Origin of the sequence: Curtobacterium sp. Curtsp57 (assembly GCF_047324335.1) — a bacterium.
GTDB lineage: Bacteria > Actinomycetota > Actinomycetes > Actinomycetales > Microbacteriaceae > Curtobacterium.
Genome location: NZ_CP168511.1, coordinates 2,819,815 through 2,846,265, shown reverse-complemented (window position 1 = coordinate 2,846,265; position 26,451 = coordinate 2,819,815). Strand labels below are relative to the sequence as shown.

Genomic DNA, 26,451 nt, shown 5'->3' with positions numbered 1-26,451 from the left:
GACGGCGCTCCCTTAACCGATCCGCTCGGCGCGACCGAAGATGCCCTGCGGCCGGAACAGCAGGATGAGGATGAGGATGACGAGTGCCGTGGCGTACTTGAAGTCACCGGGCAGCACCAGGTTCGTGAGCTCGACGACGACGCCGATGATCATCGACCCGACGAGCGCGCCGTAGGCCGTGCCGAGACCACCGAGGGTCACGGCGGCGAACATGAGCAGGAGCAGCTGCAGGCCGGTCTGCCAGTTCACGCCGTTGAGCACGAGGCCGAGCATCACGCCGGACAGTCCGGCGAGCCCGGCGGCGAGCGTCCATACGAACCGGATGACCCGGTCGACGTCGATGCCGGACGCCGACGCGAGCGCCGGGTTGTCGGACACCGCTCGGGTGGCACGGCCGAACCGCGTCTTCGCCAGGAACAGTCCGGTCGCGACGAGCACGACGAGCGCGATGCCCATCGCCACGTAGGACTGCACCGTCAGCGTCACGCCGGCGAACGTCACCGTCGCGGGGTTGCTCTGCTGGATGCGGACCGTCGAGGCCCCGAAGAAGTACTGGAACGCGTACTGCGCCGCGATCGACAGACCGATCGTGACGATCATCAGCTGCGTCAGGCTGATCCGTCGGCGGCGCAACGGTTTCCAGATGACCATGTCCTGGAAGTACCCGGTCGCCGCGCAGAGGGCCACGACGATGACGCCGGCGAGCCAGACGTTCATGCCGAGCTGGTTCGCGAACACGTAGGCGAGGAGCCCGCCGAGGGTCACCTGCTCACCGTGCGAGAAGCTCGAGAGGCCCGTCGTGCCGTAGATCAGCGAGAGACCGATCGACGCGAGCGCGAGGAGCAGCCCGAGCCGGATGCCGGACACGAACTGCTGCCAGGCCCGCGCCGCTGTGACGCTCGTCGAGGCATCGCTCGTCGTCGCACCCTGCTGGTCGGACAGCTGGAAGATCTGCCCGGCGTTGGCGTTGAGGTTCGCCTGTACGGTGCGCTTCGCGTCGGCCGCGTTCGTCAGGAACTGTCCCTTCGGCAGCGTGTCCTGGTCGACGGTCACCGAGTACTGCCCTGCGGCCGGGACGCTGACGGACCAGCGGCCGGCGTCGGTCGTCGTCGACGTCGCGGTGAAGCCGCTCGGGCCGGTCACGTCGACGTCCACGCCCTCGGCCGGCTTCCGCTCGGAGTCGAGGATGGTGCCCTGGATGCAGCCGTTGGTCGGGCTGACGGTGCAGGGCTGGGTGCTGGACGGCGCGGTGCTGGCGGACGCGCTGGGCGTCGCGCTCGCCGTGGCCGCGGTCGTGGCTCCCTGTGCGGGGAGGGTCACGGCCCAGTCGATGAAGAAGGTCGCCAGGAAGGCCGCGACGAGCACGACGACGAGCACCAGTCGGCGACGACCTGGCGCACCGGGGCGGAATCGGCGCAGCAGCGCAGATCCCGCAGGAGTGATGGATCCCACGGAAGAGCCTCTCGTTCGGATGCCGAGGAACCTATGGGGATTTTGTGTCACCCGTGTTTCCATCTCGTTCCCTGTGGAATTCGTGCCGGAACTGTGATGCTGTGCAGGGAGCTCCGAGGCGGGCCCGCACCGAGCCTCCAGGCCCGGGCCCATCCGGAATGCGCGCCCCGTCGCGCGCGTTAGCATGGTCTATCCGGAACCCACAGCTGCGTTCCCGGTGTCTGAAACCACTTCACTCGCCCACGAAGGGGACCCATGGACCAGCCGGATCCGTTCGGATTCATCGGACTCACGTACGACGACGTCATGCTCCTGCCGGGGTACACCGACGTCATCCCGAGCGAGGCGTCGACCGCGTCCCGGCTCACCAAGCGGATCACGGTCAACGTCCCGCTGCTCTCCGCGGCGATGGACACCGTCACCGAGGCACGCATGGCGATCGCCATGGCGCGCCAGGGCGGCATCGGCATCCTGCACCGCAACATGTCGATCGCCGACCAGGCCGCTGCGGTCGACAAGGTCAAGCGCTCCGAGTCGGGCATGATCACCAACCCGGTGACCACCAACCCGGACGCCACCGTCGCCGAGGTGGATGCGCTCTGTGGACAGTTCCGCGTCTCCGGCCTCCCCGTGGTGGAGGGCGACGGCACCCTCGTCGGGATCATCACCAACCGTGACATGCGGTTCGTGGCGCCGTTCGAGCAGCAGACCACGCTGGTGCGCGACGTCATGACCAAGGCGCCGCTCATCACCGCGCAGGTCGGCATCGACCCGGACGACGCCGTCGCGATCTTCGCCCAGCACAAGATCGAGAAGCTCCCGCTCGTCGACGCCGACGGCAAGCTCCGCGGGCTCATCACCGTCAAGGACTTCGACAAGAGCGAGAAGTACCCGGACGCCACGAAGGACGACGCCGGACGGCTGCGCGTCGGTGCGGCGATCGGCTTCTTCGGCGACGCATGGGAGCGCGCGACCGCCCTGCTCGAAGCGGGCGTGGACGTGCTCGTCGTCGACACCGCCAACGGCCACAGCGCCGGCGTGCTGGACATGGTCCGTCGTCTGAAGGCCGACCCCGCGTTCGACGGTGTCGACGTCATCGGCGGCCAGGCAGCCACGCGTGAAGGAGCGCAGGCGCTCATCGACGCCGGTGTGGACGCCGTCAAGGTCGGTGTCGGCCCCGGCTCGATCTGCACCACCCGCGTCGTCGCCGGCGTCGGTGTGCCGCAGGTCACCGCGGTCTACGAGGCGTCCCTCGCCGCACGCGAAGCCGGCGTGCCGGTCATCGCCGACGGCGGGCTGCAGTACTCGGGCGACATCGCGAAGGCCCTCGTGGCGGGCGCTGACACCGTGATGCTCGGCTCGCTCCTCGCCGGCACCGACGAGTCCCCCGGCGACCTGGTGTTCGTCGGCGGCAAGCAGTTCAAGGCGTACCGCGGGATGGGCTCCCTCGGCGCGCTGCAGACCCGCGGCAAGAAGACCTCGTACTCGAAGGACCGGTACTTCCAGGCCGACGTCCCCTCGGACGACAAGCTCGTGCCGGAGGGCATCGAGGGCCAGGTGCCGTACCGCGGCTCGGTCGCGAACGTCGTGTACCAGCTCGTCGGCGGGCTCCGGCAGTCGATGTTCTACGTCGGCGGCCGCACGGTCCCCGAGCTCAAGGCGCGCGGCAAGTTCGTCCGCATCACGCCGGCCGGGCTCAAGGAGTCGCACCCGCACGACGTCCAGATGGTCGTCGAGGCGCCGAACTACCGCAGCTGACACACTCGGGCCTCCGAGACGCCCCCGTTCCCTGAAGACACCGCCGAATCCGGCGGTGTCCCAGGGGGACGGGGGCGTCTCGCGTTCGGGGGGCATGCCGGCGGGTGTACCGCACCAGCCGCGAACCCGTGGAGACGCACAGCTTCTGTCACGGCTCGGTAACGAAACAGTTTGCGTACCGCCCCGTCACACGGGCGAAACACCCGGACCCTACTTTTGCTCGCATCCCCACACGGAGGCGTCGCACTCGACCCGATGCGGCTCAGCCTCCGTGCCGAGAAAGGGTTCCACGGATGATCAGAACCACCCGCGTCACCACGGCGCTGGCACTGGCGGGAGCGGCAGCGGTGCTGCTCGCGGCGTGCTCCACGGCCGGCAGCGCCGACCCGTCGTCGTCGGCTTCGGCAGCGAAGAAGGACCCGGCGTCGAGCTGCAAGGCACCGTCGTCACCAGGCACCGACGCGCTGAAGATCGGCACGATCCTGCCGCTCACCGGCTCGCTGGCGTACCTCAACCCGCCCGCCGAGTCCGGTGTCGGCCTCGCGGTCGAGGACATCAACTCCGCCGGCGGCGTGCTCGACAAGGACGTCACGATCGAGCCGCAGACGGACTCGGGTGACAGCACCGACATGACCGTCTCGAGCTCCGCCGCGACGAAGCTCGTCAACGCGAAGGTCCCGGTCGCGATCGGCGCGGAGTCGTCCTCGGTGACGCTCAACGTGATCGACCAGCTCACGAGCAACTGCATCGTGGAGATCTCGCCGGCCAACACGGCGACCGACCTCTCGGGCTACTCGTCGTACTACTACCGGACCGCTCCGCCGGACTCGGTGCAAGGTTCGGCGCTCGGCCAGCTCATCACGGGCGACGGCAACGCCAAGGTCGCGTTCCTGGTCTTCAACGACACGTACGGCACGGGCCTCCGCAACTCGGTCCAGAAGGCCGTCGAGGCCTCTGGTGGCCAGGTCGTCTACGGCGGCAAGGGCAAGGGCCAGGAGTTCCCGCCCGGACAGACCACGTTCTCGTCCGAGGTGACGGCCGCGCTCGCGACCAAGCCCGACGCGATCGTCGTCCTGGCGTTCGACGAGACGAAGTCGATCATCCCCGAGCTGAAGTCGCAGAACGCCGACATGGCGAAGATCTACATGTCGGACGGCAACACGGCGGACTACTCGAAGGACTTCGACCCGGGCACACTCGAGGGTGCACAGGGCACGATCCCCGGTGCTTCGCCGAAGGACGAACTGAAGCAGCGCCTCGTCGACTACTACAAGACGTCGTCGGGCAAGGAGCTCACCGACTACTCGTACGCAGCCGAGTCCTACGACGCAACCACCCTCGCCGCTCTCGCCGCGGTGAAGGGCAAGGGCACCGACTCCGGGACCATCCAGGCCAACATGGCTGCGGTCTCCGGCGCGGACGGCGGCACCGAGTGCTCGACGTTCAAGGACTGCAAGGCACTCCTCGACGACGGCAAGGACATCCACTACACGGGTCCGTCCGGCATCGGTCCGTTCGACAAGAACAACGACCCGTCGACCGCCTACATCGGCATCTACAAGTTCGACGGTGACAACAAGCCGCAGTACCAGAGCGCGATCCAGGGCTCGGTCGCGAAGTAACACCACCGCACCCGCGAAAGCGACAGTCCCCGGCAGGGTTCCTGCCGGGGACTGTCGTTTTCGCGGAACGACGGCACGCGGCACGCGGCACGCGGCACGACAGGACGACAGGACAGGACAGGCGGCCGGACGGGAGGCTCGGGGTGCGTCCGTCAGGCGGGTGCGGCCGGCAGGACGGCACGTCGGGCGCGGCGCGCGGCGGTGAACGAGTCCACGGACAGGATCACGAGGGCGCACCACACGATCCCGAAGCCGATCCACCGCGAGGTGCTCATCGCCTCGTGCTGGATCGTCACGCCCACGACGAGCTGCATCACGGGCGTCAGGTACTGCGTCAGCCCGAGCGTCGAGAGCGACAGCCGCCTGGCCGACGACGCGAAGAGCAGCAGCGGCACCGCCGTCGCCGGGCCCGCCCCGATCATGATCAGCGCGTGCACCCAGCCCTCGCTGCCGAACGTGATGCCGCCGCCGATCCCGGTGATGCTGAGCACGACCAACGCGCCGACCGCGAGCGGTGTGAGCCACATCGTCTCGATCGTCAGGCCGGAGAGCGCGTCCACGGTGCCGCCGACGCGCTTCTTCACCAGGCCGTACAGCCCGAAGGAGAACGCCAGCGCGAGCGAGATCCACGGCATCTGGCCGTACCCGACGGCGATGACGACGACCGCCACGACGCTGATGCCGACCGCGGTCCACTGCGCCGGACGGAGGCGTTCCCGGAGCAGCACGACGCCGAGCGCGATCGTCACGAGCGGGTTGATGAAGTACCCGAGCGCGGCCTCGACCGTGTGGCCCGTCGTCGTCGCGATGACGTACACGGTCCAGTTCACGACGATGAGCACCGCGGCGATCGCCATGACCCCCATCACCCGACGCTGGACGAGCAGGGACCGCGTCCGGAGCCACGACCGTGTCACGGCGATCGCGATCACGCAGAACCCCAGCCCGAAGACGATGCGCCAGGCCACGATCTCGAAGGCGCCGGCCGGGGCCATCGCCGCGAAGAGCAGCGGCATGAGTCCCCAGAGCCCGTAGGCGACGATCGCCTGCACGACCCCGACGGATGCTTCGCTCCTGGCCACGCGCTCGGTCACGGACCAATGGTACGGACGTGCGCCGACACGACGACGTGCCCCGAACCTCCAGGCCGGAACGGCGAACGCCCCGTCAGCCGGGAGCTGACGGGGCGTTCGTTCGTGGAGCGGGGTTCAGTGCTCGATGACCGCGAGGACGTCGCGAGCCGAGAGGACCAGGAGGTCCTCGCCCGAGTACTTGACCTCGGTGCCGCCGTACTTCGAGTAGATGACCTTGTCGCCGACGGCGACGTCGAGCGGGACGCGGTTGCCGTTGTCGTCGATGCGACCCGGACCCACGGCCACGACCTCGCCCTCCTGCGGCTTCTCCTTCGCGGTGTCCGGGATGACGAGACCCGAAGCAGTGGTCTGCTCCGCCTCGACCTGACGGATGACGATGCGATCTTCGAGCGGCTTGATGGTGACGGCCACGGTGACCTCTTCTTTCTCGGTACTGACTCGGTACAGATGAAAACCGGTTGGCACTACGCACACGAGAGTGCCAAGTCCAACTGTAGGGGGCCGCTGGCACTCGGTCAATCCGAGTGCCAGCGCATCCGTTGATGACAGGATCGTCTCATGGACGCCGCCGATCTCGCCCAGCTGTTGACCCCGGACGGGATGGCGCTGCTCGACCGTACGCCGAGCGTCTCCGACGACGGTGAGATCGTCCGCGTCGTCTCCCGGCTGCGGGCGGAGGGGCACGATCCCGGGCTCGTCGCCGCCGTGCTGACCCAGGCGAAGCTCCGGCAGAAGGCCAGGGGGAAGTTCGGCGACTTCGCGTCGCGGATGCTCTTCACCGAAGCCGGGCTCGAGCAGGCCACCCGGCTGTCCGTCGCAGCCCAGCACGCCGGACGCTTCGCCGCGGCGGGGCTCCGTCGGGTGGCGGACCTCGGCTGCGGCATCGGCGGGGACGCGATGGCGATGGCGGCGCTCGACCTCGACGTGACGGCGGTCGACCGCGACGAGGTCACGGCGGCGGTCGCCACGTACAACCTCTCGCCGTGGTCCGATGCCCGCGTGGAGCTCGGGGACGCGGCCTCGTTCGACCTGTCGCGCGTCGACGGCGTCTGGATGGACCCCGCACGACGGACTGCCGGCCACGCGAACACGCGACGCCTCGCCGACCCCGACGACTGGTCGCCGTCGCTGGACACCGTGTTCGCGGCGGCGACGACCACGCCGACCGGGGTGAAGCTCGGCCCCGGGATCGACCGTGACCTCGTCCCGGACACCGCGGAAGCACAGTGGACGTCCGTCGACCGCGAGGTCGTCGAGCTCGCACTCTGGTTCGGGCCGCTCGCACGCCCTGGCATCCGGCGCGCGGCCACCGTCATCGGGCCGCACGGCATCGCGGAGCTGACCGCAGCGGACGACTCCGAGGACGAGCCGGTCGGGCCGATCGGCGAGTACCTCTACGAGCCGGACGGCGCCGTCATCCGGGCGCGGCTGATCGGTGACCTGGCGCGGTCGATCGACGGGCACATGCTCTCCGACGGGATCGCGTACGTGACGTCCTCACGTGCGGTGACCACGCCGTTCGCGCAGGGCTTCCGGGTGCTGGACACGATGCCCCTCGACGAGAAGCAGCTCGCGGCACGGCTCGCCGCGGACGGGATCGGCACGGTGGAGATCAAGAAGCGCGGCGTGGACGTCGACCCCGCCCAGTTCCGGAAGCGACTGCGGCTGCGCGGCGGGTCCGGCCGGGTGACCCTGGTGCTCACCCGGCTCGAGGGCCGCCACACGGCGATCCTCTGCGAGCGCCTCAGCTGATGAACGCGCCGGTCGAGCCGTAGTCGTAGTTGTCGTCGTAGTACCCGCCGCCGGAGTGGCCGATCGCGAAGACGACGACCACGATCCAGAGGATCCACACGCCGGTCATCACCCACCCGGCGATGATGCCGGTCAGTGCGAGGCCGCGGCCCTGCTCGCCGTTCTGCTTGATCTTGCCGAGCGCCACGTGCCCGAGGATCGCACCGGCGGGGCCGAGCAGGATCGCGATGAAGAAGAACGGGATCGCACCGAGACCGAACACGATCGACAGGATCGCGAGGATGTTCGTCTTCGGGCGCTGCGCGTACGGCTGGTACCCGGCGTTCGAGTACACGCCGGCGGGGGCGTAGGGGTTCGCGTACGGCGCGGAACCGGGAGCGCCCTGCCCGGCGTACGGGGCCGACCCGGGGGCGGATGCGGCGTACGGGTTCTGCGGTGCGCCGTACTGCGGCTGCTGCGAGGCGCCGTAGGGGTTCTGCTGCTGCGGAGCGCCGTACTGCGGCTGCTGGGGAGCGCCGTACGGGTTCTGCTGCGGCGCACCGTACTGTGGCTGCTCCGGAGCACCGTACTGCGGCTGCGGCTGCGGCGGCTGCTGCTGCTGCGGCGCGTACGGGTTCGGCTGCTGCGTGTCCTGGCCGTACCCGTTCGGCTCCGCCGCCGACCCGGGGGCCGGTGCCGATGCGGTCGGGTCCTGCGACGCCGGCTGCTGCCCGTCCGGCTGCTGTTCGCCCGGCTTCGGCCACTGGTTCTGATCGGACACGTTGCACCCCTCCCGACGACCCGTGCGGCCGTCGCTCCCGATCCTCCCACAAGCGCGGGGGTCGGGCTCAGACCTGGACGGTCGTCACCGGCAGCGTCGAGTCCGCGGCGATGCCGAGGTCGCTCGGCGCGTGCCCCTCGGCGACGAGTCGCGCACCGATGGCCGCGATCATCGCCCCGTTGTCGGTGCAGAGGTCGAGCGGGGGGATGCGGAGCTCGACCCCGGCTGCGGCGCAGCGGTCGATCGCGACCGCGCGGAGGCGCGCGTTCGCCACGACGCCGCCGCCGAGCAGCAGCCGGTCCACCCCGGTGTCACGGCAGGCGTTGAGGGCCTTGGTGACGAGCACGTCGACGACGGCCTCGCGGAACGAGGCGGCGACGTCGGCCACGGGGACCTCGCGCCCCTCGTCACGGCAGCGCTCGACCCACCGCGCGACGGCGGTCTTCAGCCCCGAGAACGAGAAGTCGTACCGGTGCGCCGCCATGTCCTTCGGCAGGGTCAGCCCCCGCGGGAACCGGATCGCCTTCGGGTCGCCGTCCGCCGCAGCCCGGTCGATCTGCGGCCCACCCGGGTACGGCAGCCCGAGGAGCCGCGCGACCTTGTCGAACGCCTCTCCCGCGGCGTCGTCGATGGTCTCACCGAGGAGCTCGACGTCACCGACGAGGTCGCGCACGAGCAGCAGCGACGTGTGCCCACCGGACACCAGGAGCGCCACGGTCGGCAGCTCGATCGCGCTGCCGTCGGCGCGCAGGACGTCCGCCCCGACGTGCCCGACCAGGTGGTTCACGCCGTAGAGCGGCTTGCCGGTGGCCACGGCGAGCGCCTTCGCCGCACCGACCCCGACCATGAGCGCGCCGGCGAGCCCCGGCCCCGCGGTGACCGCGACGGCGTCGAGCTCGTCGAGCGTGACACCCGCCTGCGACAGCGCCTGCTCCAGCGTCGGGGTCATCGCCTCGAGGTGCGCACGAGCGGCGACCTCGGGCACGACGCCGCCGTAGCGCGCGTGCTCCTCCATGCTCGACGCGATGACGTTGGCGAGCAGGGTGCTGCCCCGGACGATGCCCACGCCCGTCTCGTCGCAGCTCGTCTCGATGCCGAGCACCAGCGGTTCACGCATCGAGCGTCTCCTGTCCGATCGGGCCGGGTCCCTGCCTCGTGGGCGCGAGCGTCGCTCGCATCACCCACGCGTCGACGCCGTCCGGCTGGTAGTACCGCGGGCGGGTGGCGATGTGCTCGAACCCGAACGCCGTGTACATCGCCTGCGCGACGGGGTTGTCGGCGCGGACCTCGAGGAAGACCTCCTCCACCGCGCGACGACGAGCCTCGTCGAGGAGCTCGGTGAAGAGTGCCCGGCCGATGCCCCTGCCGCGGTGCTCGGCCGACACGGCGATGGTCTGCACGTCGGCGACCGGGTTGCCCGCGAGCGACGACAGTCCCGCGTACCCGACGACCGTCGGGGCGCCGTCGTCGACGGTCTCCACGACGACGTAGTACCCGTGCGGCGAGTACAGCTCGCCGGACATCTGCGACGCCGACCAGGCGTCGGTCGGGAACGAGGCGTGCTCGAGCCACATCACGTCGTCGAGGTCCTGCGGGTGGGCGCGCCGCAGGCGCAGCCCGTCGGGCAGGCGCCCGCCGGAGGCGCTCACTGCTTCACCCGCTTGGGCGCGCCCGGCATGGTGACGTCGGGGTCGCGCAGGTAGAGGGGGGTGTCGTCGGCGAAGGAACCGCCGGAGGCGAGCCGGTCCGCGGCGAGCGAGCCGAGCCTCCCGGCCGGGATCGTGACGGCGGTGACCCGCCGGAACCGACTGGAGGCTCCCAGCACGTCGTCCAGGTCCGCCGGCTTGGCGAGTCCGGGACCTGCGGTGCGCGCGCCGGTCTGGTCGTGGACGCTCCAGTAGACCTCGCGTCGGCGGGCGTCCGTCAGGACGACCAGCGGGCCGTCGTGCTCGGCGGCGACGGCGTCGTGGCTGACGAGCGGCAGGAACGGGACGCCGCGTGCCGCGGCGAACGTCCGTGCGGCCGCGATGCCGACACGCAGACCGGTGAACGGACCCGGACCCATCCCCGCGACGACGCCCGTGACGTCGGCGGCGGTGATCCCCGCGTCGTCGAGCACCCCCTGCAGGAAGGGGCCGATGACCTCGGCGTGCCGACGGGTGTCCTCCGTCGAACGCTCGGCGAGCACCTGTCGTGTCTCCGGATCGACGACGGCGACGCTCGTTCCGGCGGACGTGTCGATGGCGAGCAGCACCCGTCCATCGTAGGCGTCCGGCCCGGTGAACGAGAGCGGGGCTGCTCGACACGACGGGAGTCGCGTCGGGCAGCCCCGCTCGGGACCATTCGGGTCAGCGCGGCAGGATCGCCGGGCTCGTCCCCGCTGCGAGGCCGACGCCGAACGCCGTCGCAGCGTTCGTGTTGGTCACCGTCCAGAGGTCACTCGAGTTCGTCTGGACCGCGATGACGTACCCACTCCCCACCGCCGCGATGGACGGGCTCGAGTCGGTCGCCATGCCGATGGAGAAGTGCGTCGCGGCGTTCGTGTTCGTGACGCTCCACAGGTCGCCGTTGTTCGCCTCCGCCGCGACGACGTACCCGCCCGAGGTCGCGAGGATCGCCGGGCTCGTGCCGCCTTCCATCCCGATGTGGAAGGCCGTGGCGGCCTTCGTGTTCGTGATCGTCCACAGCACGTGCGTGTTCGTCTGCACGGCCACGGTGTACCCACCGGACGTCGCTGCGATGGACGGGCTCGTCCCAGCGGCCATCCCGACGTCGAACGCCGTGGCGGCCTTCGTGTTCGTGACGGTCCAGAGCTTGCCCGTGTTGGTCTGCACCGCGACCGTGTACCCGCCGGACGTGGCCACGATGGACGGGCTCGTCCCAGCGGCCATCCCGATGTCGAAGGCGGTCGCCGCCTTCGTGTTCGTGATCGTCCACAGGTCGCCGGAGTTCGTCTGCACGGCGATGACGTACCCGCCGCCGGAGGTCGCGATGATCGACGGGCTGGTCCCGGCCTTCATGCCGACCGGGAAGTGCGTCGCCGCACCGCCCGACGTGATCGACCAGAGGTCACCGCCGGTCGCCTGGAACGCGATGACGTAGCCGCTCCCCTGGGCCGCGATCGCCGGGCTGGTACCGGAAGCCACTCCGACCGGGAACGACGTCGCGGCCTTGCTCGCCGTGACGCTCCACAGCCCCGTCGACTTCACGTGCGCCGCGGTGACGTAGGACGCGGACGGCGTCGGCGCGTTCGGGATGCCGGGCCCTGACGTCACGCCGGGCTGCGACGAGTTGTGCGTCCCTGCCGGAGCGGTACCCCGAGGCGTCCACTGACCGGGATCGGCGATGAACGCCGGCGCGACGGACTGCACGTACGACGAGTACGAGCCGTTCGTGTACGTCGTCCACGGCGAGAAGCTCTCCCCGGCGTCGACGTACTTCGCGAAGGCCGCCTCGGCGTTGTTCCACGGGTCGAGCATCTGGAAGTCCTGGCCGTACTGCGGCACGGAGTCCCCGCAGGTGATCTGCCAGAGCCCCCACCCGGCACGGTCGCTGCCGGCACCGCAGTAGCCGACCCCCTGCTGGATCGCCCCGGGGTTGCCGCCGCTCTCGGCGATCGCGATGGCCGCTGCGGTCTTCGCCGATGCCGCCGTGCCGCCGGCGTCGATCCAGAACCCCTCGATCGCCGCGTACGACAGCGCGCCGCTGCCACCCGACGCCGCCGAGGCCGATGTGGTGGTGGTCACGGCAACCCCTGCCATGACCAGTGCTCCGACGGCGACGCCGCCCATGAGCCTGAAGAACGAGAACCGCTTGCGTCGTGGAACCGACGCCTCCCCTGGTGTCATGGGTACAGGCTGGCCCCGGGATCCGTCATGAGCAGCGCGCGAAGCTGGGAAGACGGTGTCGAGACTGAGAGTCCCGCAAGGACGACCCCTCGCTCTGGGGACAACGCGACGCTGTCGGATCGACTCCGGCGGCCGACAGGGGTCGATGCGGGCCGTCCGGGTCGGCCCGCATCCACAGGGAGCGCCAGCGCATGCAGCAACGCACCATCAGAGCCGTCCTCGCGGCCGTCGTCCTCACCGCTGGACTCGTCGCGGTGCCGATCGGCAGCGACTCGGTCGCACACGCCGAGGTGCCCATCGGGAACATCGGCAAGTTCAAGCAGACCTTCCGCGAGAGCTTCAGCACGAAGGCCTCCGCCGGGGGTCAGTTCGCGAAGACCTACGCGAAGTCGTGGCAGCCGTACCCGGACGGGATGGGCGACGGCAAGTACTGGTCCGGCACGCAGATCAGCGCGCACGGCGGGATCATGGACGTCACCCTCGACGGGAAGCACGGGGCTGCGGGGACGTTCGGGACACCGTCCGGGGCGTGGTCGCACGTCGGCGGGAAGTTCACCGTCCGCGCCAAGGCGAGCGGCGCGACCGGCAACGGCGCGGCGTTCATGCTCTGGCCGACGTCGAACGTCTGGTCGGAGGGCGAGATCGACTACCCGGAGGGCAACTTCGAAGCCGCACCGGTTTCCTACCAGCACTCGATGACGGCCGGGGCGGAGTTCAACGCCACCAGTGCATCCGCCCGGGTGTCCTGGCGCGACTGGCACACCTACTCGATCGAGTGGATCCCGAACAAGTCCGTCACCTACTTCGTCGACAACCGTGTCGTCCAGACCGTCACCAAGGACGTCCCGAAGACGGCGCACCGGTACATGTTCCAGACCGGCAACTGGGGCGCGACCGGGCACCTCAACATCGACTGGGTCACGACGTACGACTACAAGCCCTGACGGGTCAGAGTTCGACGCCGGCCTTCCGCAGGTCCGTCCCGATCGCCGCGGCCAGGACCCGCTGCCCGGCGACCGTCGGGTGTTCGCTGTCCGATTGCAGCAGACCGTGCCCGTCGGCGATCGGCTGCCCGATGTCGACGTACTCGCCGTGCACGGCGGTCACCGCGGCCTCGAGCGCGTCGGAGCTCACCGAGACCTCGTCCGGGATGCTCCCCGGCTGGTCCCACAGGGTGCTCAGTCCGACGATCTCGGCGTGCGGGAGCGCCGAGTGGAGGTCCTCGATCGTCTCGGAGGTCGCCCGCTGGATGTCCGCGGCGCTCTCGCCCATGTCGTTGTCCGACGACTGCACGATGACGAGCGTCGGCTTCGCGGCGACCGCTTGGGACACGAGTCCGTCGTAGTGGGTGTTGCAGGCGTCGCCGTCGTTGATGAAGCCGGCACCGCTGCACGCGACGTTCGTGAGGGCGAAGTGCTCCTTCGCGGCGAGCACCGCGGGCCACGCCAGGTCCTCGCTGTCCAGGCCGTAGCCGGCCATGATCGAGTCGCCGATGGTGGCGACGCGCTGCGCTGATGCGGTCGGCGACGCGGTGCCGGAACCGGAGGCCTCTGAACGGATCGAGTGCGCCGCCCCGAGCGCGACCACGACGACCGCGACCCCGGCGGCGACGACGAGGACCCGGCGCATCTGCATGCGTCCACGGTAGCCACCGTCATCGGATCGTGATCGCCCGGCACCGGAACACGCAGGACCTTCATCAGGTCGCTGATCAGAGCGTCACGCCCGCCCAGCGCGGACCGGTGGCAGTGACGACGACACGGCGGGGCTCGTCGGGGACGTCGTCGGGGTCGAGGTCAGGATCGAGCGTCGCAGCACCGGTCGCGCGGACGATCTCGACGTCGAGCACGCTGTCGCCGATGCCGTCGACGAACCCACGCCCCCACTCGACGACGACGATCGCACCGTCCCAGTCGAGGTCGAGGTCGTCGAGCTCGAGGGGGTCAGAGAGCCGGTAGGCATCGACGTGCACCAGGTCGGGCCCGGCCGTCGTGGGGTGCGTCCGTGCGAGGACGAAGGTCGGACTCGACACCTGGCCCCGCGCGCCGAGCGCCGCACCGAGTCCGCGGGTGAGCGTCGTCTTGCCGGCGCCGAGCGGCCCGGTCAGCACGACGAGGTCGCCGGCGCGCAGGACCGCGGCGATCCGGGCGCCGAGTGCGCCCATGTCGTCGGTCCCCGCGACGGTGGTGTCGAGCAGGACGGTCACGCCGGCTCGCCCCGCAGGTACTCGCCCACGCGCCCCTCGACGGAGTGCCCGGAGTAGACGCGCGGCACGCGGGAGCCGATGCGGCAGACGATCTCCTCGCCGATGGTGCCGAGCGCCGCACCCCACTCGAGCACGGTCGACTCGTCGCGCTCGCCCGTGCCGAAGAGCACCACCGTGTCCCCGGTCCGGACGTCGTCGTCCCCGACGTCGACGAGGAACTGGTCCATCGCGACCCGACCGGCGATCGGGTAGCGCTTGCCGGCGATCGTCACCTCGAGGCGCCCCTGCGCCAGCCGCGGGACACCGTCCGCGTAGCCGACCGGTACCAGCGCGAGGGTCGTCTCCGTCGTCGTGCGGTACGTGTAGTCGTAGGAGACACCGGTGTCGACCGGCACGCGCTTGGTCTTCGCGACCGACGCGGTGAGCGTCATCACGGGCTCGAGCCCGAGGTCCGCCGCCGAGACGCCGTCCGCGCCGGGGATGCCGAACAGGTTCGCCCCCATCCGGACCATGTCCTTGCGGAACTCCTTGCGCTCGAGTCCGGCGAGCGATGCCGCGACGTGCTCGATCGGGATGTCGAGCCCGAGGTCCTCGGCGCGTTCGACCGCGTCCTCGAAGAGCCCGACGGCGGCGCTGTCGTCGTCCTCGGACGACTCGGCCAGGTGTGTGTACGCGGCGACGACCTCGATCCGCCCGGCGCGCTGGGCGTCCCGTGCGGCCTCGACCAGGGCTGGCCAGTCGTCGACGGACGAACCGTCGCGGTGCAGCCCCGTGTCGAGTCCGAGGTGCACGCGGGCCGGACGCTGGTCGACGGCGTCCACGACGCGCAGCAACTCGGCGACGTTCGAGACGCCGAGGTCCACGGCGGAGTCGATCGCGTCGCGGAAGTCGAGCGCCGGGTCGTGCTGCCAGGTGAAGAGGTGGACGTCCTCGCCGACGCCGATCGACCGGAGCCGGAGCGCGGCCGGGACGGTGAGGACACCGATCCAGCGGATGCCGGCGTCGACGGCGGCGAGCGCGATCGGTTCGAGGCCGTGCCCGTACGCGTCGGCCTTCATGATCGCCATCACCTCGACGGGGTCCATCCACTCGCGGACCAGGTCGAGGTTGGCGCGGTAGGCGTCGAGGTCGATCTCCGCCTGGCGCAGGGGTGCGCTCACGTCGTCCTCCGTTCGATGCTCCGGCCGAGCCGGGCGACCACCTCGTAGTTGATGGTGCCGACGGCCGCCGCCCAGTCCTCCACAGCGGGATCGCCGTTCGCCGGGTCGCCCCAGAGCACGACCTCGTCCCCCACGGCGACGTCGGCGTCCCCGATGTCGATGTGCATGGCGTTCATCGCGACGCGGCCGACCACGGGGAACGTCCGATCGCCGATGCGGACCACGACGTGGTTGCCGAAGGCGCGGTCGAAGCCGTCCGCGTACCCGAGGCCGATCACGGCGAGGCGGGTGTCCGACTCGGCGCGCCAGGTGTAGCCGTAGCTGACGCCGTCACCGGCCGGCACGACGACCGTGCGCAGCACCGACGCGGTCAGGCGCATCGCGGGTCGGAGCCCGAGGTCGGCCGAGGTACGGTCGGCGAACGGGCTCAGGCCGTAGAGCGCGATCCCCACACGGGCGAGGTCCCGACGGGTCTCGGGGACGGCCAGGCTCGCGGCGCTCGCGGCGAGGTGCACCATCGGCGGGACGATGCCGACCGCGCCGAGGCCGTCGAGCGCGCGCTGGAGGGCGGCGTCCTGGTCGAGGTCGTCGGTACGGGAGGCGTTCGACAGGTGGGACATCAGTCCCTCGACCCGGGTCCTCGCGCCGTTCCGTGCGAGTCGACCCGCGGTCTCGAAGAGCTCGGGCCACTCGGACTCGACGGCGCCGTTCCGGCTGAGCCCGGTGTCGACGCAGATGTGCACCTCGGGCACCTCGGAGTCGGCCGCCGCGGCGAGTTGGGACACGCTCGACACCGCGGGGGTGATGCCGTACTGGGCGGCGCGGCGGAAGTCCTCGGCCGGCGCGTGCAGCCAGGCGAGGATCCGGACGCCCTCGTCGATGCCGGCCTGCCGGAGCGCGATGCCCTCGTCGATGTCGGCGACGCCGAGCCACTCCGCGCCGGCGTCCACGAAGGCCTGCGCGGCGTCAGCCGCGCCGTGCCCGTAGGCGTTCGCCTTGACGACCGCGATGACGCCGGACGGTGCCACCTGTTCGGCGACCGTCGCGTAGTTGGCGATCAGTGCCTCCCGGTCGACCGTGATCCCGGTGAACGCACTCAAGCCGTGTCCCCTGTTCCTTCCAACACCACGAACGCCGTGGCGATCCCTCCATCATGGGACAGCGACAGGTGCACGCTCGTGACCCCACGCGCATCGGCCACCTGCCGCGCCTGCTGGTGCAGCGTCAGCGACGGGTTCCGCTGGTCGTCGGAGACGACCTCGAGGTCCTGCCAGCTCAGTCCTGCGCTCGAGCCGAACGCCTTGATCAGGGCCTCCTTCGCAGCGAACCGCGCCGCGAGCGAGGCGATCGGGCGTGGTTCGCCGTCCCGGAGCAGCTCCCGCGACGTGAACAGGCGCGTGCGCATCGCGGGCGTGCGTTCCAGCACCTGCCCGAACCGCGAGAGGTCGACGACGTCGACCCCGATCCCGATGATCACCGTCCGACTACTCGACGGTGACCGACTTCGCGAGGTTGCGCGGCTGGTCGACGTCGAGGCCCTTGGCCGCGGCGAGTTCCATGCCGAACATGTGCAGCGGCGCGACCGCGAGCAGCGGCTCGAACAGCGGGGTCGCGAGCGGGATGCGGAGGACCTCGTCGGCGAACGGCAGCACCGCGGCGTCGCCCTCTTCGGCGATCGCGATCACCCGGGCGCCGCGCGCGCGGATCTCCTGGATGTTCGACACCACCTTCGGGTGCAGCGAGCGGGCGTCACGGGGCGACGGCACGATGACGAAGACGATCTGGCCGGGTTCGATGAGCGCGATCGGACCGTGCTTCAGCTCACCGGCGGCGAAGCCCTCGGCGTGGATGTACGCGAGTTCCTTGAGCTTGAGCGCGCCTTCGAGGGCGATCGGGTACCCGACGTGGCGACCCAGGAACAGCACGCTCCGGGTGTCGGCCATCCACTTCGCGAGCTCGGCGACCCCGGAGGCGTCCTCGATGGTCTGCTGCAGCTTCGGCGCGAGGGACTCGAGTTCCGCGACCTGCTCGGCGATCTGCTCGGACGTCAGCGTGCCGCGGAGCGTCGCGAGGTGCAGCCCGAGCAGGTACAGCGCGACGCCCTGCGCGAGGAACGCCTTCGTCGACGCGACGGCGACCTCCGGACCGGCGTGCGTGTAGATCACGGCGTCGGACTCGCGCGGGATCGTGGCGCCCTGGGTGTTGCAGATCGAGAGGACCTGCGCGCCCTGCTCACGCGCGTACTTCACGGCCATGAGCGTGTCCATCGTCTCGCCGGACTGGCTGATCGAGACGACGAGCGTGCGGTCGTTCAGCACCGGGTCGCGGTAGCGGAACTCGTGCGCGAGCTCGACCTCGACCGGGATGCGTGCCCACTGCTCGATGGCGTACTTGCCGAGGATCCCGGCGTACGCGGCGGTGCCGCAGGCGATGACGATGACGCGGTCGACCTGCTGCAGGCGCTCCGCGATCGGGTCGAGGTCGGTGAGCGTGACGGCGCCGTCGTGCACGCGGCCGAGGATGGTCTTCGCGACCGCCTCCGGCTCCTCGCTGATCTCCTTCGCCATGAAGGAGGACCAGCCGCCCTTGTCCGCGGCCGACGCGTCCCAGTTCACCTCGAACTCGTTGCGGTCGGCCGGGGTGCCGTCGAAGTGGACCACGTCGACGCCGTCGGGGCGGATGGTGGCGATCTCGTCCTGCCCGATGGACAGCGCTCGCTGCGTGTACGCGACGAACGCGGCGACGTCGGAGCCCATGAAGTTCTCGCCGTCGCCGAGCCCGACGACCAGGGGCGAGTTGCGACGGGCGCCGACGACGACGCCGGGCTGGTCGGCGTGCACGACGAGGAGCGTGAAGGCGCCCTCGAGCCGCTGCACGGTCTGCTGCATCGCGGTCGTCAGGTCGCCGGTCTCGCGGAAGGCCTTCGCGACCAGGTGCGCCGCGACCTCGGAGTCGGTCTCGCTGAGGAACTCGACGCCCTCGGCCGCGAGTTCGTCGCGGAGCACGGAGAAGTTCTCGATGATGCCGTTGTGGATGAGCGCCAGCTTGCCGCCGTCGGCGAGGTGCGGGTGCGCGTTCTCGTCCGTGGGGCCGCCGTGGGTCGCCCAGCGGGTGTGCCCGATGCCCGTCCCGCCGTCGGCGATGGGATGCTCGTCGAGCTCGTCGACGAGGGCCTGCAGCTTGCCGGCCTTCTTCGCCGAGGAGAGGTCACCTGCCGGGTCGATGACCGCGATGCCGGCCGAGTCGTACCCGCGGTACTCGAGCCGACGGAGTCCACCGAGGAGCACGTCCGTGCTGCTGTTGGTGCCGACGTAGCCCACGATTCCACACATGGGACCGATCCTACGATGCGGCTCAGCCCGCTCCCTGCGAGGCCGCGGATCGTGCGGGATACCGTGATCATCATGGGACGTTTCGACGCAATCGACATCACGACGCTGCACGGTGAGCACACCACCTTCGGCGCCTTCGCGGACAAGGCGGTGCTCGTGGTGAACGTGGCGTCGCGCTGCGGCCTCGCACCGCAGTACGAGCAGCTCGAGGAGTTGCAGAAGACCTACGGCCCGCGGGGCTTCACGGTGCTCGGGTTCCCGAGCAACCAGTTCCTGCAGGAGCTCGGCTCGTCCGAGGCGATCGACGAGTACTGCTCCACCACGTGGGGCGTGACGTTCCCGATGTCCGAGAAGGTCAAGGTGAACGGCGGTGGCGCGCACCCGCTCTACAAGGAGCTCAAGCAGACGCCGGACGCCGCAGGCAAGGCCGGCCGTGTGATCTGGAACTTCGAGAAGTTCCTGGTGGCACCGGACGGCACCGTCACCCGGTTCCGCCCGACGACGAAGCCGGACGCACCAGAGGTGATCGCGGCCATCGAGGCGGCCCTGCCCGCCTGAGCGGGCTCCGGACTGGAGGCTCGGTGAAGGTCCGCCGCGTCGCCCACCTGCACCGCGCCTCCCGTCTACGCTCGTTCCCATGCCGATCCCGGAAGCCACCGTCGCGCACCCCACCCCGTTCGTGGAGATCCCCCGCGGGGAGTGGTCGCAGCTCGCGCCCAAGGAGCACCTCTCCCTGACCGAGACGGAGATCGTGCAGCTGCGTGGCCTCGGTGACCGCCTCGACATGCAGGAAGTGCAGGAGGTCTACCTCCCCCTCTCCCGCCTGCTGACGCTCTACGCCGCCGGCGCGCGGAACCTGCATGCGGAGACGAGCCGCTTCCTCGGGGAGCGGGCCGGGCGCACGCCGTTCGTCATCGGCGTCGCGGGCTCGGTCGCCGTCGGCAAGTCGACCGTCGCACGGCTGCTGCGCGAACTCACGAAGCGGTGGCCGGACACCCCGCGGGTGGAGCTCGTCACGACCGACGGGTTCCTGTACCCGAACGCCGAGCTCGAGCGTCGCGGGATCATGGACCGGAAGGGCTTCCCGGAGTCCTACGACCGTCGCTCCCTGCTGCGCTTCGTCAGTCAGGTGAAGAGCGGTGCGACCGAGGTCCGGGCGCCGTACTACTCGCACCTCGTCTACGACATCGTGCCGAACGCCGAGATCGTCGTGCGGCAGCCGGACATCCTCATCGTGGAGGGGCTCAACGTGCTCGCGCCGCCGGTGCACGGGCGGCTGGCACTGTCCGACCTGTTCGACTTCACGATCTACGTCGACGCGAAGACCAAGGACATCGAGGCCTGGTACGTCGACCGGTTCCTGGCCCTGCAAGAGGAGGCGTTCTCGAGCCCCGACTCGTTCTTCCACCGGTTCGCGTCCCTGTCCCGATCGGACGCCGTGGAGACGGCGACCCAGGTCTGGCGCGCGATCAACGAGCCGAACCTCGTCGAGAACGTGCTCCCCACGCGCTCCCGGGCGACCCTCGTGCTGAAGAAGGCCGCCGACCACAAGGTCTCGTCGGTCCTGCTCCGCAAGATCTGACGCGGCGCCTCCGGCCGGGGCGGCGGGCGGCGCCGGGCCGGACCCGGATCCCGTTCGCACAACCGAAAGCACCCCGCACCACGTGTTCACGTGGTGTGGGGTGCTTTCGGTTGTGCGAGAGCGAAGCGCGCCGCCGCCAGCCGGCCCAGCCCCTACGCGGCGTCGAGCGCCAGGCGGTCGGACACGACCGCGGCGAGCTCCTCCGCGATGCGCTGCGCGTCGTGCTGGGAAGCCGCCTCGACCATGACGCGGACGACGGGCTCGGTGCCCGACGGACGGAGCAGCACACGGCCGGTGTCGCCGAGCGACTCGGTGGCCGACGCGACGGCGTCCTGCACGCCCTGGTCCGCCAGGCCGTGCCGGTCGACGCCCTTCACGTTGAGCAGCACCTGCGGGAACACCGTCATGCACGACGCGAGTTCACCGAGCGTCTTGCCGGTCCGCGCCATCTCGGCGACGAGGTGCAGCCCCGTGAGGATGCCGTCACCCGTCGTGGCGTAGTCCTGGAAGATGATGTGCCCGGACTGCTCGCCACCGAGCGAGAAACCGCCGGCGTTCATCTTCTCGAGCACGTAGCGGTCGCCCACACCGGCTTCGATCACGGTGATGCCCGCGTCCGCCATGGCGCGCTTGAGTCCGAGGTTCGACATCACCGTCGCGACGAGCGTGTCGTCCTTCAGGTGTCCGCGCTCCTGCAACGACAGCGCGAGGATCGCCATGATCTGGTCGCCGTCGATCGCGTTGCCGTCGGCGTCCACCGCGAGGCAGCGGTCCGCATCGCCGTCGTGGGCGATCCCGACGTCAGCGCCGTGCTCGAGCACCGCGCGAGCGAGGTTGTCGATGTGCGTGGACCCGACGCCGTCGTTGATGTTGATGCCGTCGGGGTCGGCGCCGATCAGCGTGACCTCGGCACCCGCGTTGACGAAGACCTCTGGCGAGACGCCGGCAGCGGCACCGTTCGCACAGTCGAGCACGACGTGCAGCCCGTCGAGACGGTGCGGCAGCGTTCCGAGCAGGTGCACGACGTAGCGGTCCTCGGCATCGGCGAACCGGGTGATGCGGCCGACGTCGGCGCCGGTGGGGGTCGGTGCCGAGTGGTCGTGCATCGCCGCTTCGATGCGGTCCTCGACCTCGTCGGGGAGCTTCCGGCCGCCTGCGGCGAAGAACTTGATCCCGTTGTCCGGCGCCGGGTTGTGCGACGCGGAGATCATGACGCCGAAGTCGGCGTCGATGTCCGCGACGAGGAACGCCGCAGCAGGGGTGGGGATGACCCCGGCGTCGAGCACGTCGACGCCGGCGGAGGCGAGCCCGGCCGCGACTGCGGCACCGAGGAACTCGCCGGAGACGCGCGGGTCGCGCGCCAGGACCGCGCGGGGGCGCGGTCGACCGGACGCCCGGCGGGCGTCGGCATGGTGTCCGTGTGTGAGAACGGCCGCGCTCGCCTGGGCAAGACCCAGTGCGAGCGCGGCCGTCAGCTCGCCGTTGGCGAGACCACGAACCCCGTCGGTACCGAACAGACGCGGCATTGCGATCTTCAGCCGGTGACGACTAGCGCTTCGAGAACTGCGAAGCCTTGCGGGCCTTCTTGAGACCGGCCTTCTTGCGCTCGATGACGCGGGCGTCACGGGTGAGGAAGCCGGCCTTCTTGAGGGTGGCGCGGTTGTTCTCGCGGTCGATCTCGTTCAGCGTGCGTGCGATCGCGAGGCGGAGGGCACCGGCCTGACCCGAGGGGCCACCACCCGTGATGCGGGCGGTCACGTCGTAGGCGCCGAGGAGCTCGAGCACCTTGAACGGGTCGTTGATGAGCTGCTGGTGCAGCTTGTTCGGGAAGTAGTCCTCCAGCGAACGGCCGTTCACCGTGAACGAGCCGGAGCCCGGAACGAGGCGAACGCGCGCGATGGCCTCCTTGCGGCGCCCGACGGCACCGCCGGAGACGTTGAGGATCTGACGGGGAGCGGCCTCGGCAGCGGCGGGTGCGCTCTCCGTGGTGAAGCTCTCCGGGGTCTGGTCGAGGGAATCAGCGATCTGAGCCATGAGTTTCTCTATGTCCTTGAAGTCGTCGTGGCCGGAACTACTGTGCGACCTGGTCGAAGGTGTACGCCTTGGGCTGCTGCGCGGAGTGCGGGTGCTCCGCGCCGGCGTAGACCTTCAGCTTCTTGAGCTGCTCGCGACCGAGGGTGTTCTTCGGCAGCATGCCGCGGATCGCCTTCTCGACGGCGCGGGTGGGGTGCTTCTCGAGCATCTCCGGGTAGGAGGTCGCCGTGAGGCCGCCCGGGTAGCCCGAGTGGCGGTAGTAGACCTTCTTCGCGAGCTTGGAGCCGGTGAGGGCGACCTTGTCCGCGTTCACGATGATGACGTAGTCACCCATGTCCATGTGCTGGGCGAAGGTGGCCTTGTGCTTGCCGCGCAGGAGCGCCGCGGCGTGGGTGGCGAGACGGCCGAGGACGACGTCGGTCGCGTCGATGACGATCCAGTCGTGCTGGACGTCTGCCGGCTTCGGTGAGAACGTGCGAGTCACAGGAGTGCTGCTTTCGTGTCGAGGTGAGGAGTCCGTGAATCCCGCTCCGGTCGGGGTTCCCCGCGGCAGAAGCCGGCGGAACGCCCGGGTGGAGGGCTCATCTGACTGTCCGGCGCACACGGCGCGCAGACCAAGGTGAGAGCCTACCGGACCGGCCTCCCGCTGGTCAAACGCGTCCGGATCGGTCCGCGTGGCCAAATCGCGCGTAGGAGGTCGAAACGCGCGTAGGTAGCCCGAACTTCCGACCACCTACGCGCGTTCCCGCTTTCCACCGCGCGTGCCATGGGTCGAAACGCGCGTAGGTGGCGGACGGGAGGCACGGTGCCAGCTGGCACCGTGCCTCCCGTCCGGCATCTGGTCACGCCCGGGGCGAGACTCGCGCCCGGCGACAGTCCTCGCGGCCCACACCGCGAGGACCGTCGCTCACGCCGAGACTCGGCCCCGCACCCCACGGCGGCGGCGCGCGACCAGCACGCCGGCACCAGCGGCGAGCAGCAGCAGCGCTGCGGCGATGCCACCCGTCAGGTCGGCACCCGTGAACGCCAGCGCACCCGTCACCGGATCGATCGTGATCGTCGTCCACCCGATCACCGACCCGTCAGCAGCCGTCACCACGATCCGGTGCGACCCCGCCGGAGCATCAGCCGGGATCGTCACCCGCACGCTCCCGTCAGCCGCGACCGTCACCGTGCCCAGCAACGTCGGCGTGGAGAACATCCACACGTGCACCCGCTGCCCCGCGTACTGCGCCCCCACACCGATCGTGATCGTCTCACCCGGACGCGCCGACGACGGCGCCGTGACCGTGCCACGGTTCGCATCCGTCAGGGACGACTCCGACGGAGCAACCGGCGCCGAACCAGCACCAGGAGCCGGAACGGGGGTCGAGCCACCACCAGGCGTCGTGCCCGGGTCCGTCGGGTCCGTACCCGGGTCCGTCGGGGTGGTGTCGCCGGTCAGGTCGAAGCCGACCAGGATCGGGTCGTGGTCGCTCGCCCGGTACACGTCGTCCGTGTACAGGTTCGTCGCGTTGTAGTTGTAGCGGCTGTACTCCAGCGCCACCGACTCGACCGAGTTGATGTTCCAGATGTCCACACCCGTCACCGTCGCGAGCGCCGCTGGCGAGGCGAGTACGTGGTCGAGCGACCCGCTCAGGCCGCTGTACACGTACGACCACTCCGACGAGTCGAGCGCCGGCCCGAGGTCCGTGTAGCCGGCATCGTCGAGGACGACCATCGGGTCCTCCTGGCTGTAGGCGTTGAAGTCGCCGAGCATGAACACCTTGTCGGTGCCGTACTGCGTCTGCATCTTCGTGGAGAACGCGGCGAGCGCCGTCGCCTGCTTCACGCGGTCGGCGTTCGACGCCCCCTGGCCGTCACCCTGGTCGGCGTTCTCGCCGGTGCCCGACCCCTTCGACTTGAAGTGGTTCGCGATCACGAGGAACTCGTCGTCCGCCGTGCCCCCGACCGGACGGAACGCGTCCGCGACGGGCTGACGGGCGTTCGTGAACGCCGGGTCGATGAGGATCGTCGACTCACCCGTGGGTGCGACCCGGTCCTTCTTGTAGATCAGTGCCAGGCGGATGACGTCCTCGCTCGCGGGGAGCGTCTTCGGGGACTTGACGTACGCCCAGGTGTCGGCACCGGTAGCGGCGTTGAGCGCCCCGACGAGGGTGGCCACGGCGGCGTCGCGGTCCTGGCCGAACTCGGCCGAGTTCTCGATCTCCTCGAGCGAGACGACGTCGGCGCCGAGACCGTTGATCGCCTTGACGATCTTGACCTGCTGGCGCTCGAAGTCCTCCTGCTCGGCGGCGCCGCGGGCGTCGCAGCCGGAGTTCACCGTGACGGGGTCGCCGTCGCGGTCCGTGTAGTACGAGCAGCCGGTCAGCTGGTCGCCGGTCGTCGGGAAGTAGTTCAGGACGTTGAAGCCGGCGAGCTTGAGGTCGCCGCCGACGTCCTGGGGCTTCGCCGTGCGGACGTTCGAGAAGGTCGCGGGCAGATCGGTCTTCGCGGTCGCGCCGGTGATCGGGGACGTGGGCTGGAACTTCCACGAGTCGTTGCGGTAGTCGAGGACGACGGGCTTCGTGAAGGTCGCCGCTGCTCCGACGGTGACGGGCCCCTGCGTCAGCCAGGACACCGGGATCGACTTGTTCGCCTGGGTCAGGAAGTTCGTGCTGCCGCCGTCGTCGAGCGTGACCTTGCGGGCGGCGTTGTCGGCCTCGACCGCCTTGGCCGCTGCACTGCCCGGACGGGCGACCTCGGTGGGCTGGATCAGCCGCTTCGTGCCCGACGCCAGGACGATCTCGCCGTACTGGTTCGTCGTGTAGTTGTCGGCGACGGTGTAGTCGCCCTGCGGTGCGACGAGCATGCTCTCGAGCGACTCGCGCTGTGCGTCCGAGGCCGGGAAGGCGACGGTGGCGGCCTGCGGAGCCGGCACGGTCTCGGTGCGCTTCGTCATGCCGCCGGCGGCGACGTTCAGCTCGGTGAGGCCGTAGTACTCGCTCACCGAGCCGGTGAGTTCGACGTAGTCGCCCGCTGCGACCCGGGACGCGGTGGCCGAGGAGAACACGAAGACCCCGTCGGACGCGGTGTGCGTGCCGAGGTCGATCGCACCGCCGGTGCCGGGGGTCTGCACGGTGTAGCCGTTGAACCCGCCGGTGGCGTACACGGCGGTGACGACGCCCTTCGTGACGACGGTCTTGCCGACGTACGGCGAGGTGTCCGTCGTGCCCTGCAGCTGCGCGATGGTGACGGCCTCGGCAGGAGCACCGGGGTCCGTCGGCTCCGTCGGGTCCGTCGGCGTCGTCGGCGCGGTCTCGCCGGCTGCGTTCGTCGGCGTGAGCGTCGTCGTGACGGAGAAGTCCGCGGCGTTGTCGTCGCTGTCGACCGTGCCCTGGCGGACCAGGCCGTTCGGGACGGTGTTCCCACCGTCGACGGTGCGCACGTGCCCCTCGAAGGTGTTCGACGCACCGTAGCCGAGGAGGTCCACGACCCCGGCGGTGCCCGCCGCGATCGCGCCGGTCGGCAGGGTGAGCGCCTGGGACTGGTCGGACAGGACCAGCGTGCCCGTGGTGCCCGAGGTGTTCAGGGTCGCGGTGTCGTCCGCGGCGGGCAGCTCCGCACCCGTCGCGCCGTTGCCCGCCATCGTGACGAGGAACGTCCCGTTCGCGGGGACGGTGCCCGCGAGGCCGCTGGTGCTGAACGCGGCCGAGCCGGTCGCCGAGCGGTACTGCAGCGACCAGCCGTCGAGCGAGACCGGGGCGTCGGTCGGGTTCGCGATCTCGACGAACTTCTTGTTGAAGACGGCGTTCGCGCTGCCGCCCTTCAGGTAGGCCTCGGCGATGACGAGACCCGTGCCTGCGGTGTTC

At 70.3% G+C, this 26,451-nt stretch carries 24 protein-coding genes; 6 read left to right on the top strand and 18 right to left on the bottom strand.

What is annotated here, in order from left to right; genetic code table 11:
- Positions 1-12: 12 nt before the first annotated feature.
- A complete protein-coding gene (locus ACEN9V_RS13590; RefSeq protein WP_413603063.1) occupies positions 13-1,365 on the bottom strand; it encodes a branched-chain amino acid ABC transporter permease in 1,353 nt (450 codons plus the stop codon).
- Between the two features lie 342 nt (positions 1,366-1,707).
- On the opposite strand from ACEN9V_RS13590, the gene guaB reads away from it, so the two are divergent.
- The gene (gene guaB, locus ACEN9V_RS13585; RefSeq protein WP_281265968.1) at positions 1,708-3,210 is read left to right on the top strand and encodes an IMP dehydrogenase; all 1,503 of its coding nucleotides are present in this window, start codon (positions 1,708-1,710) and stop codon (positions 3,208-3,210) included.
- A gap of 293 nt (positions 3,211-3,503) precedes the next feature.
- The gene (locus tag ACEN9V_RS13580; RefSeq protein WP_413600737.1) at positions 3,504-4,832 is read left to right on the top strand and encodes an ABC transporter substrate-binding protein; all 1,329 of its coding nucleotides are present in this window, start codon (positions 3,504-3,506) and stop codon (positions 4,830-4,832) included.
- Between the two features lie 152 nt (positions 4,833-4,984).
- Here the strand turns inward: ACEN9V_RS13580 and rarD are convergent, their stop codons facing one another.
- Together rarD and groES are read right to left on the bottom strand one after the other, a co-directional pair.
- Entirely contained in the window at positions 4,985-5,926 is a 942-nt protein-coding gene (gene rarD, locus ACEN9V_RS13575; RefSeq protein WP_413600736.1) for an EamA family transporter RarD, read from the bottom strand.
- A gap of 114 nt (positions 5,927-6,040) precedes the next feature.
- On the bottom strand, positions 6,041-6,337 hold the full coding sequence (groES, locus tag ACEN9V_RS13570) for a co-chaperone GroES (RefSeq protein ID WP_056121496.1): 297 nt from the start codon (positions 6,335-6,337) through the stop codon (positions 6,041-6,043).
- Positions 6,338-6,484: 147 nt separating this feature from the next.
- Between groES and ACEN9V_RS13565 the strand changes: the two genes are divergently transcribed.
- Positions 6,485-7,678, top strand: a complete 1,194-nt coding sequence (locus ACEN9V_RS13565; RefSeq protein WP_413600735.1) for a THUMP-like domain-containing protein — start codon at positions 6,485-6,487, stop codon at positions 7,676-7,678.
- Here the strand turns inward: ACEN9V_RS13565 and ACEN9V_RS13560 are convergent.
- From ACEN9V_RS13560 to ACEN9V_RS13540, 5 genes are all read right to left on the bottom strand, one after another.
- Positions 7,671-8,438: a DUF4190 domain-containing protein gene (locus ACEN9V_RS13560; protein WP_413600734.1), complete on the bottom strand. Its 768-nt coding sequence runs from the start codon at positions 8,436-8,438 to the stop codon at positions 7,671-7,673. The genes ACEN9V_RS13565 and ACEN9V_RS13560 overlap by 8 nt on opposite strands.
- 67 nt (positions 8,439-8,505) lie before the next feature.
- Positions 8,506-9,555, bottom strand: a complete 1,050-nt coding sequence (gene tsaD, locus ACEN9V_RS13555; protein ID WP_402727231.1) for a tRNA (adenosine(37)-N6)-threonylcarbamoyltransferase complex transferase subunit TsaD — start codon at positions 9,553-9,555, stop codon at positions 8,506-8,508.
- Complete coding sequence (gene rimI / locus ACEN9V_RS13550) at positions 9,548-10,087, bottom strand: ribosomal protein S18-alanine N-acetyltransferase (protein WP_413600733.1); 540 nt, start codon at positions 10,085-10,087, stop codon at positions 9,548-9,550. The genes tsaD and rimI overlap by 8 nt, the downstream gene beginning before the upstream one ends.
- The gene (gene tsaB / locus ACEN9V_RS13545; RefSeq protein ID WP_402727233.1) at positions 10,084-10,692 is read right to left on the bottom strand and encodes a tRNA (adenosine(37)-N6)-threonylcarbamoyltransferase complex dimerization subunit type 1 TsaB; all 609 of its coding nucleotides are present in this window, start codon (positions 10,690-10,692) and stop codon (positions 10,084-10,086) included. The genes rimI and tsaB overlap by 4 nt, the downstream gene beginning before the upstream one ends.
- A gap of 94 nt (positions 10,693-10,786) precedes the next feature.
- Entirely contained in the window at positions 10,787-12,184 is a 1,398-nt protein-coding gene (locus ACEN9V_RS13540; RefSeq protein WP_413600732.1) for a hypothetical protein, read from the bottom strand.
- Positions 12,185-12,477: 293 nt separating this feature from the next.
- Here ACEN9V_RS13540 and ACEN9V_RS13535 point away from each other — a divergent pair, with 293 nt between their 5' ends.
- Positions 12,478-13,230, top strand: a complete 753-nt coding sequence (locus ACEN9V_RS13535) for a glycoside hydrolase family 16 protein (protein ID WP_413600731.1) — start codon at positions 12,478-12,480, stop codon at positions 13,228-13,230.
- A gap of 4 nt (positions 13,231-13,234) precedes the next feature.
- Here ACEN9V_RS13535 and ACEN9V_RS13530 read toward each other — a convergent pair whose 3' ends face one another.
- The 6 genes from ACEN9V_RS13530 to glmS all read right to left on the bottom strand — a co-directional run bounded on the left by ACEN9V_RS13530 (position 13,235) and on the right by glmS (position 18,984).
- On the bottom strand, positions 13,235-13,921 hold the full coding sequence (locus ACEN9V_RS13530; protein WP_413600730.1) for an SGNH/GDSL hydrolase family protein: 687 nt from the start codon (positions 13,919-13,921) through the stop codon (positions 13,235-13,237).
- Between the two features lie 76 nt (positions 13,922-13,997).
- Positions 13,998-14,450, bottom strand: a complete 453-nt coding sequence (gene tsaE / locus ACEN9V_RS13525; protein WP_413603062.1) for a tRNA (adenosine(37)-N6)-threonylcarbamoyltransferase complex ATPase subunit type 1 TsaE — start codon at positions 14,448-14,450, stop codon at positions 13,998-14,000.
- Between the two features lie 38 nt (positions 14,451-14,488).
- Positions 14,489-15,652: an alanine racemase gene (gene alr / locus ACEN9V_RS13520; RefSeq protein ID WP_413600729.1), complete on the bottom strand. Its 1,164-nt coding sequence runs from the start codon at positions 15,650-15,652 to the stop codon at positions 14,489-14,491.
- Positions 15,649-16,752 (bottom strand): alanine racemase, encoded by a 1,104-nt coding sequence (alr, locus tag ACEN9V_RS13515; RefSeq protein WP_413600728.1) that lies wholly within the window; start codon positions 16,750-16,752, stop codon positions 15,649-15,651. Before alr (ACEN9V_RS13515) ends, alr (ACEN9V_RS13520) begins: the two co-directional genes overlap by 4 nt.
- Positions 16,749-17,129, bottom strand: a complete 381-nt coding sequence (locus ACEN9V_RS13510) for a holo-ACP synthase (protein ID WP_413600727.1) — start codon at positions 17,127-17,129, stop codon at positions 16,749-16,751. The genes alr (ACEN9V_RS13515) and ACEN9V_RS13510 overlap by 4 nt, the downstream gene beginning before the upstream one ends.
- 7 nt (positions 17,130-17,136) lie before the next feature.
- Positions 17,137-18,984 (bottom strand): glutamine--fructose-6-phosphate transaminase (isomerizing), encoded by a 1,848-nt coding sequence (gene glmS / locus ACEN9V_RS13505; RefSeq protein WP_413600726.1) that lies wholly within the window; start codon positions 18,982-18,984, stop codon positions 17,137-17,139.
- Positions 18,985-19,056: 72 nt separating this feature from the next.
- Between glmS and ACEN9V_RS13500 the strand changes: the two genes are divergently transcribed.
- The gene (locus ACEN9V_RS13500) at positions 19,057-19,542 is read left to right on the top strand and encodes a glutathione peroxidase (protein WP_413600725.1); all 486 of its coding nucleotides are present in this window, start codon (positions 19,057-19,059) and stop codon (positions 19,540-19,542) included.
- A 79-nt stretch (positions 19,543-19,621) separates the two neighbouring features.
- A complete protein-coding gene (gene coaA, locus ACEN9V_RS13495) occupies positions 19,622-20,566 on the top strand; it encodes a type I pantothenate kinase (RefSeq protein ID WP_413600724.1) in 945 nt (314 codons plus the stop codon).
- Positions 20,567-20,718: 152 nt separating this feature from the next.
- Here the strand turns inward: coaA and glmM are convergent, their stop codons facing one another.
- The 4 genes from glmM to ACEN9V_RS13475 all read right to left on the bottom strand — a co-directional run bounded on the left by glmM (position 20,719) and on the right by ACEN9V_RS13475 (position 26,411).
- Entirely contained in the window at positions 20,719-22,092 is a 1,374-nt protein-coding gene (glmM, locus tag ACEN9V_RS13490; protein WP_413600723.1) for a phosphoglucosamine mutase, read from the bottom strand.
- A 22-nt stretch (positions 22,093-22,114) separates the two neighbouring features.
- A complete protein-coding gene (rpsI, locus tag ACEN9V_RS13485; protein ID WP_281265988.1) occupies positions 22,115-22,600 on the bottom strand; it encodes a 30S ribosomal protein S9 in 486 nt (161 codons plus the stop codon).
- A gap of 37 nt (positions 22,601-22,637) precedes the next feature.
- Positions 22,638-23,084 (bottom strand): 50S ribosomal protein L13, encoded by a 447-nt coding sequence (rplM, locus tag ACEN9V_RS13480; RefSeq protein WP_022906970.1) that lies wholly within the window; start codon positions 23,082-23,084, stop codon positions 22,638-22,640.
- A gap of 423 nt (positions 23,085-23,507) precedes the next feature.
- On the bottom strand, positions 23,508-26,411 hold the full coding sequence (locus ACEN9V_RS13475) for an ExeM/NucH family extracellular endonuclease (RefSeq protein WP_413603061.1): 2,904 nt from the start codon (positions 26,409-26,411) through the stop codon (positions 23,508-23,510).
- Between the last annotated feature and the right edge of the window lie 40 nt (positions 26,412-26,451).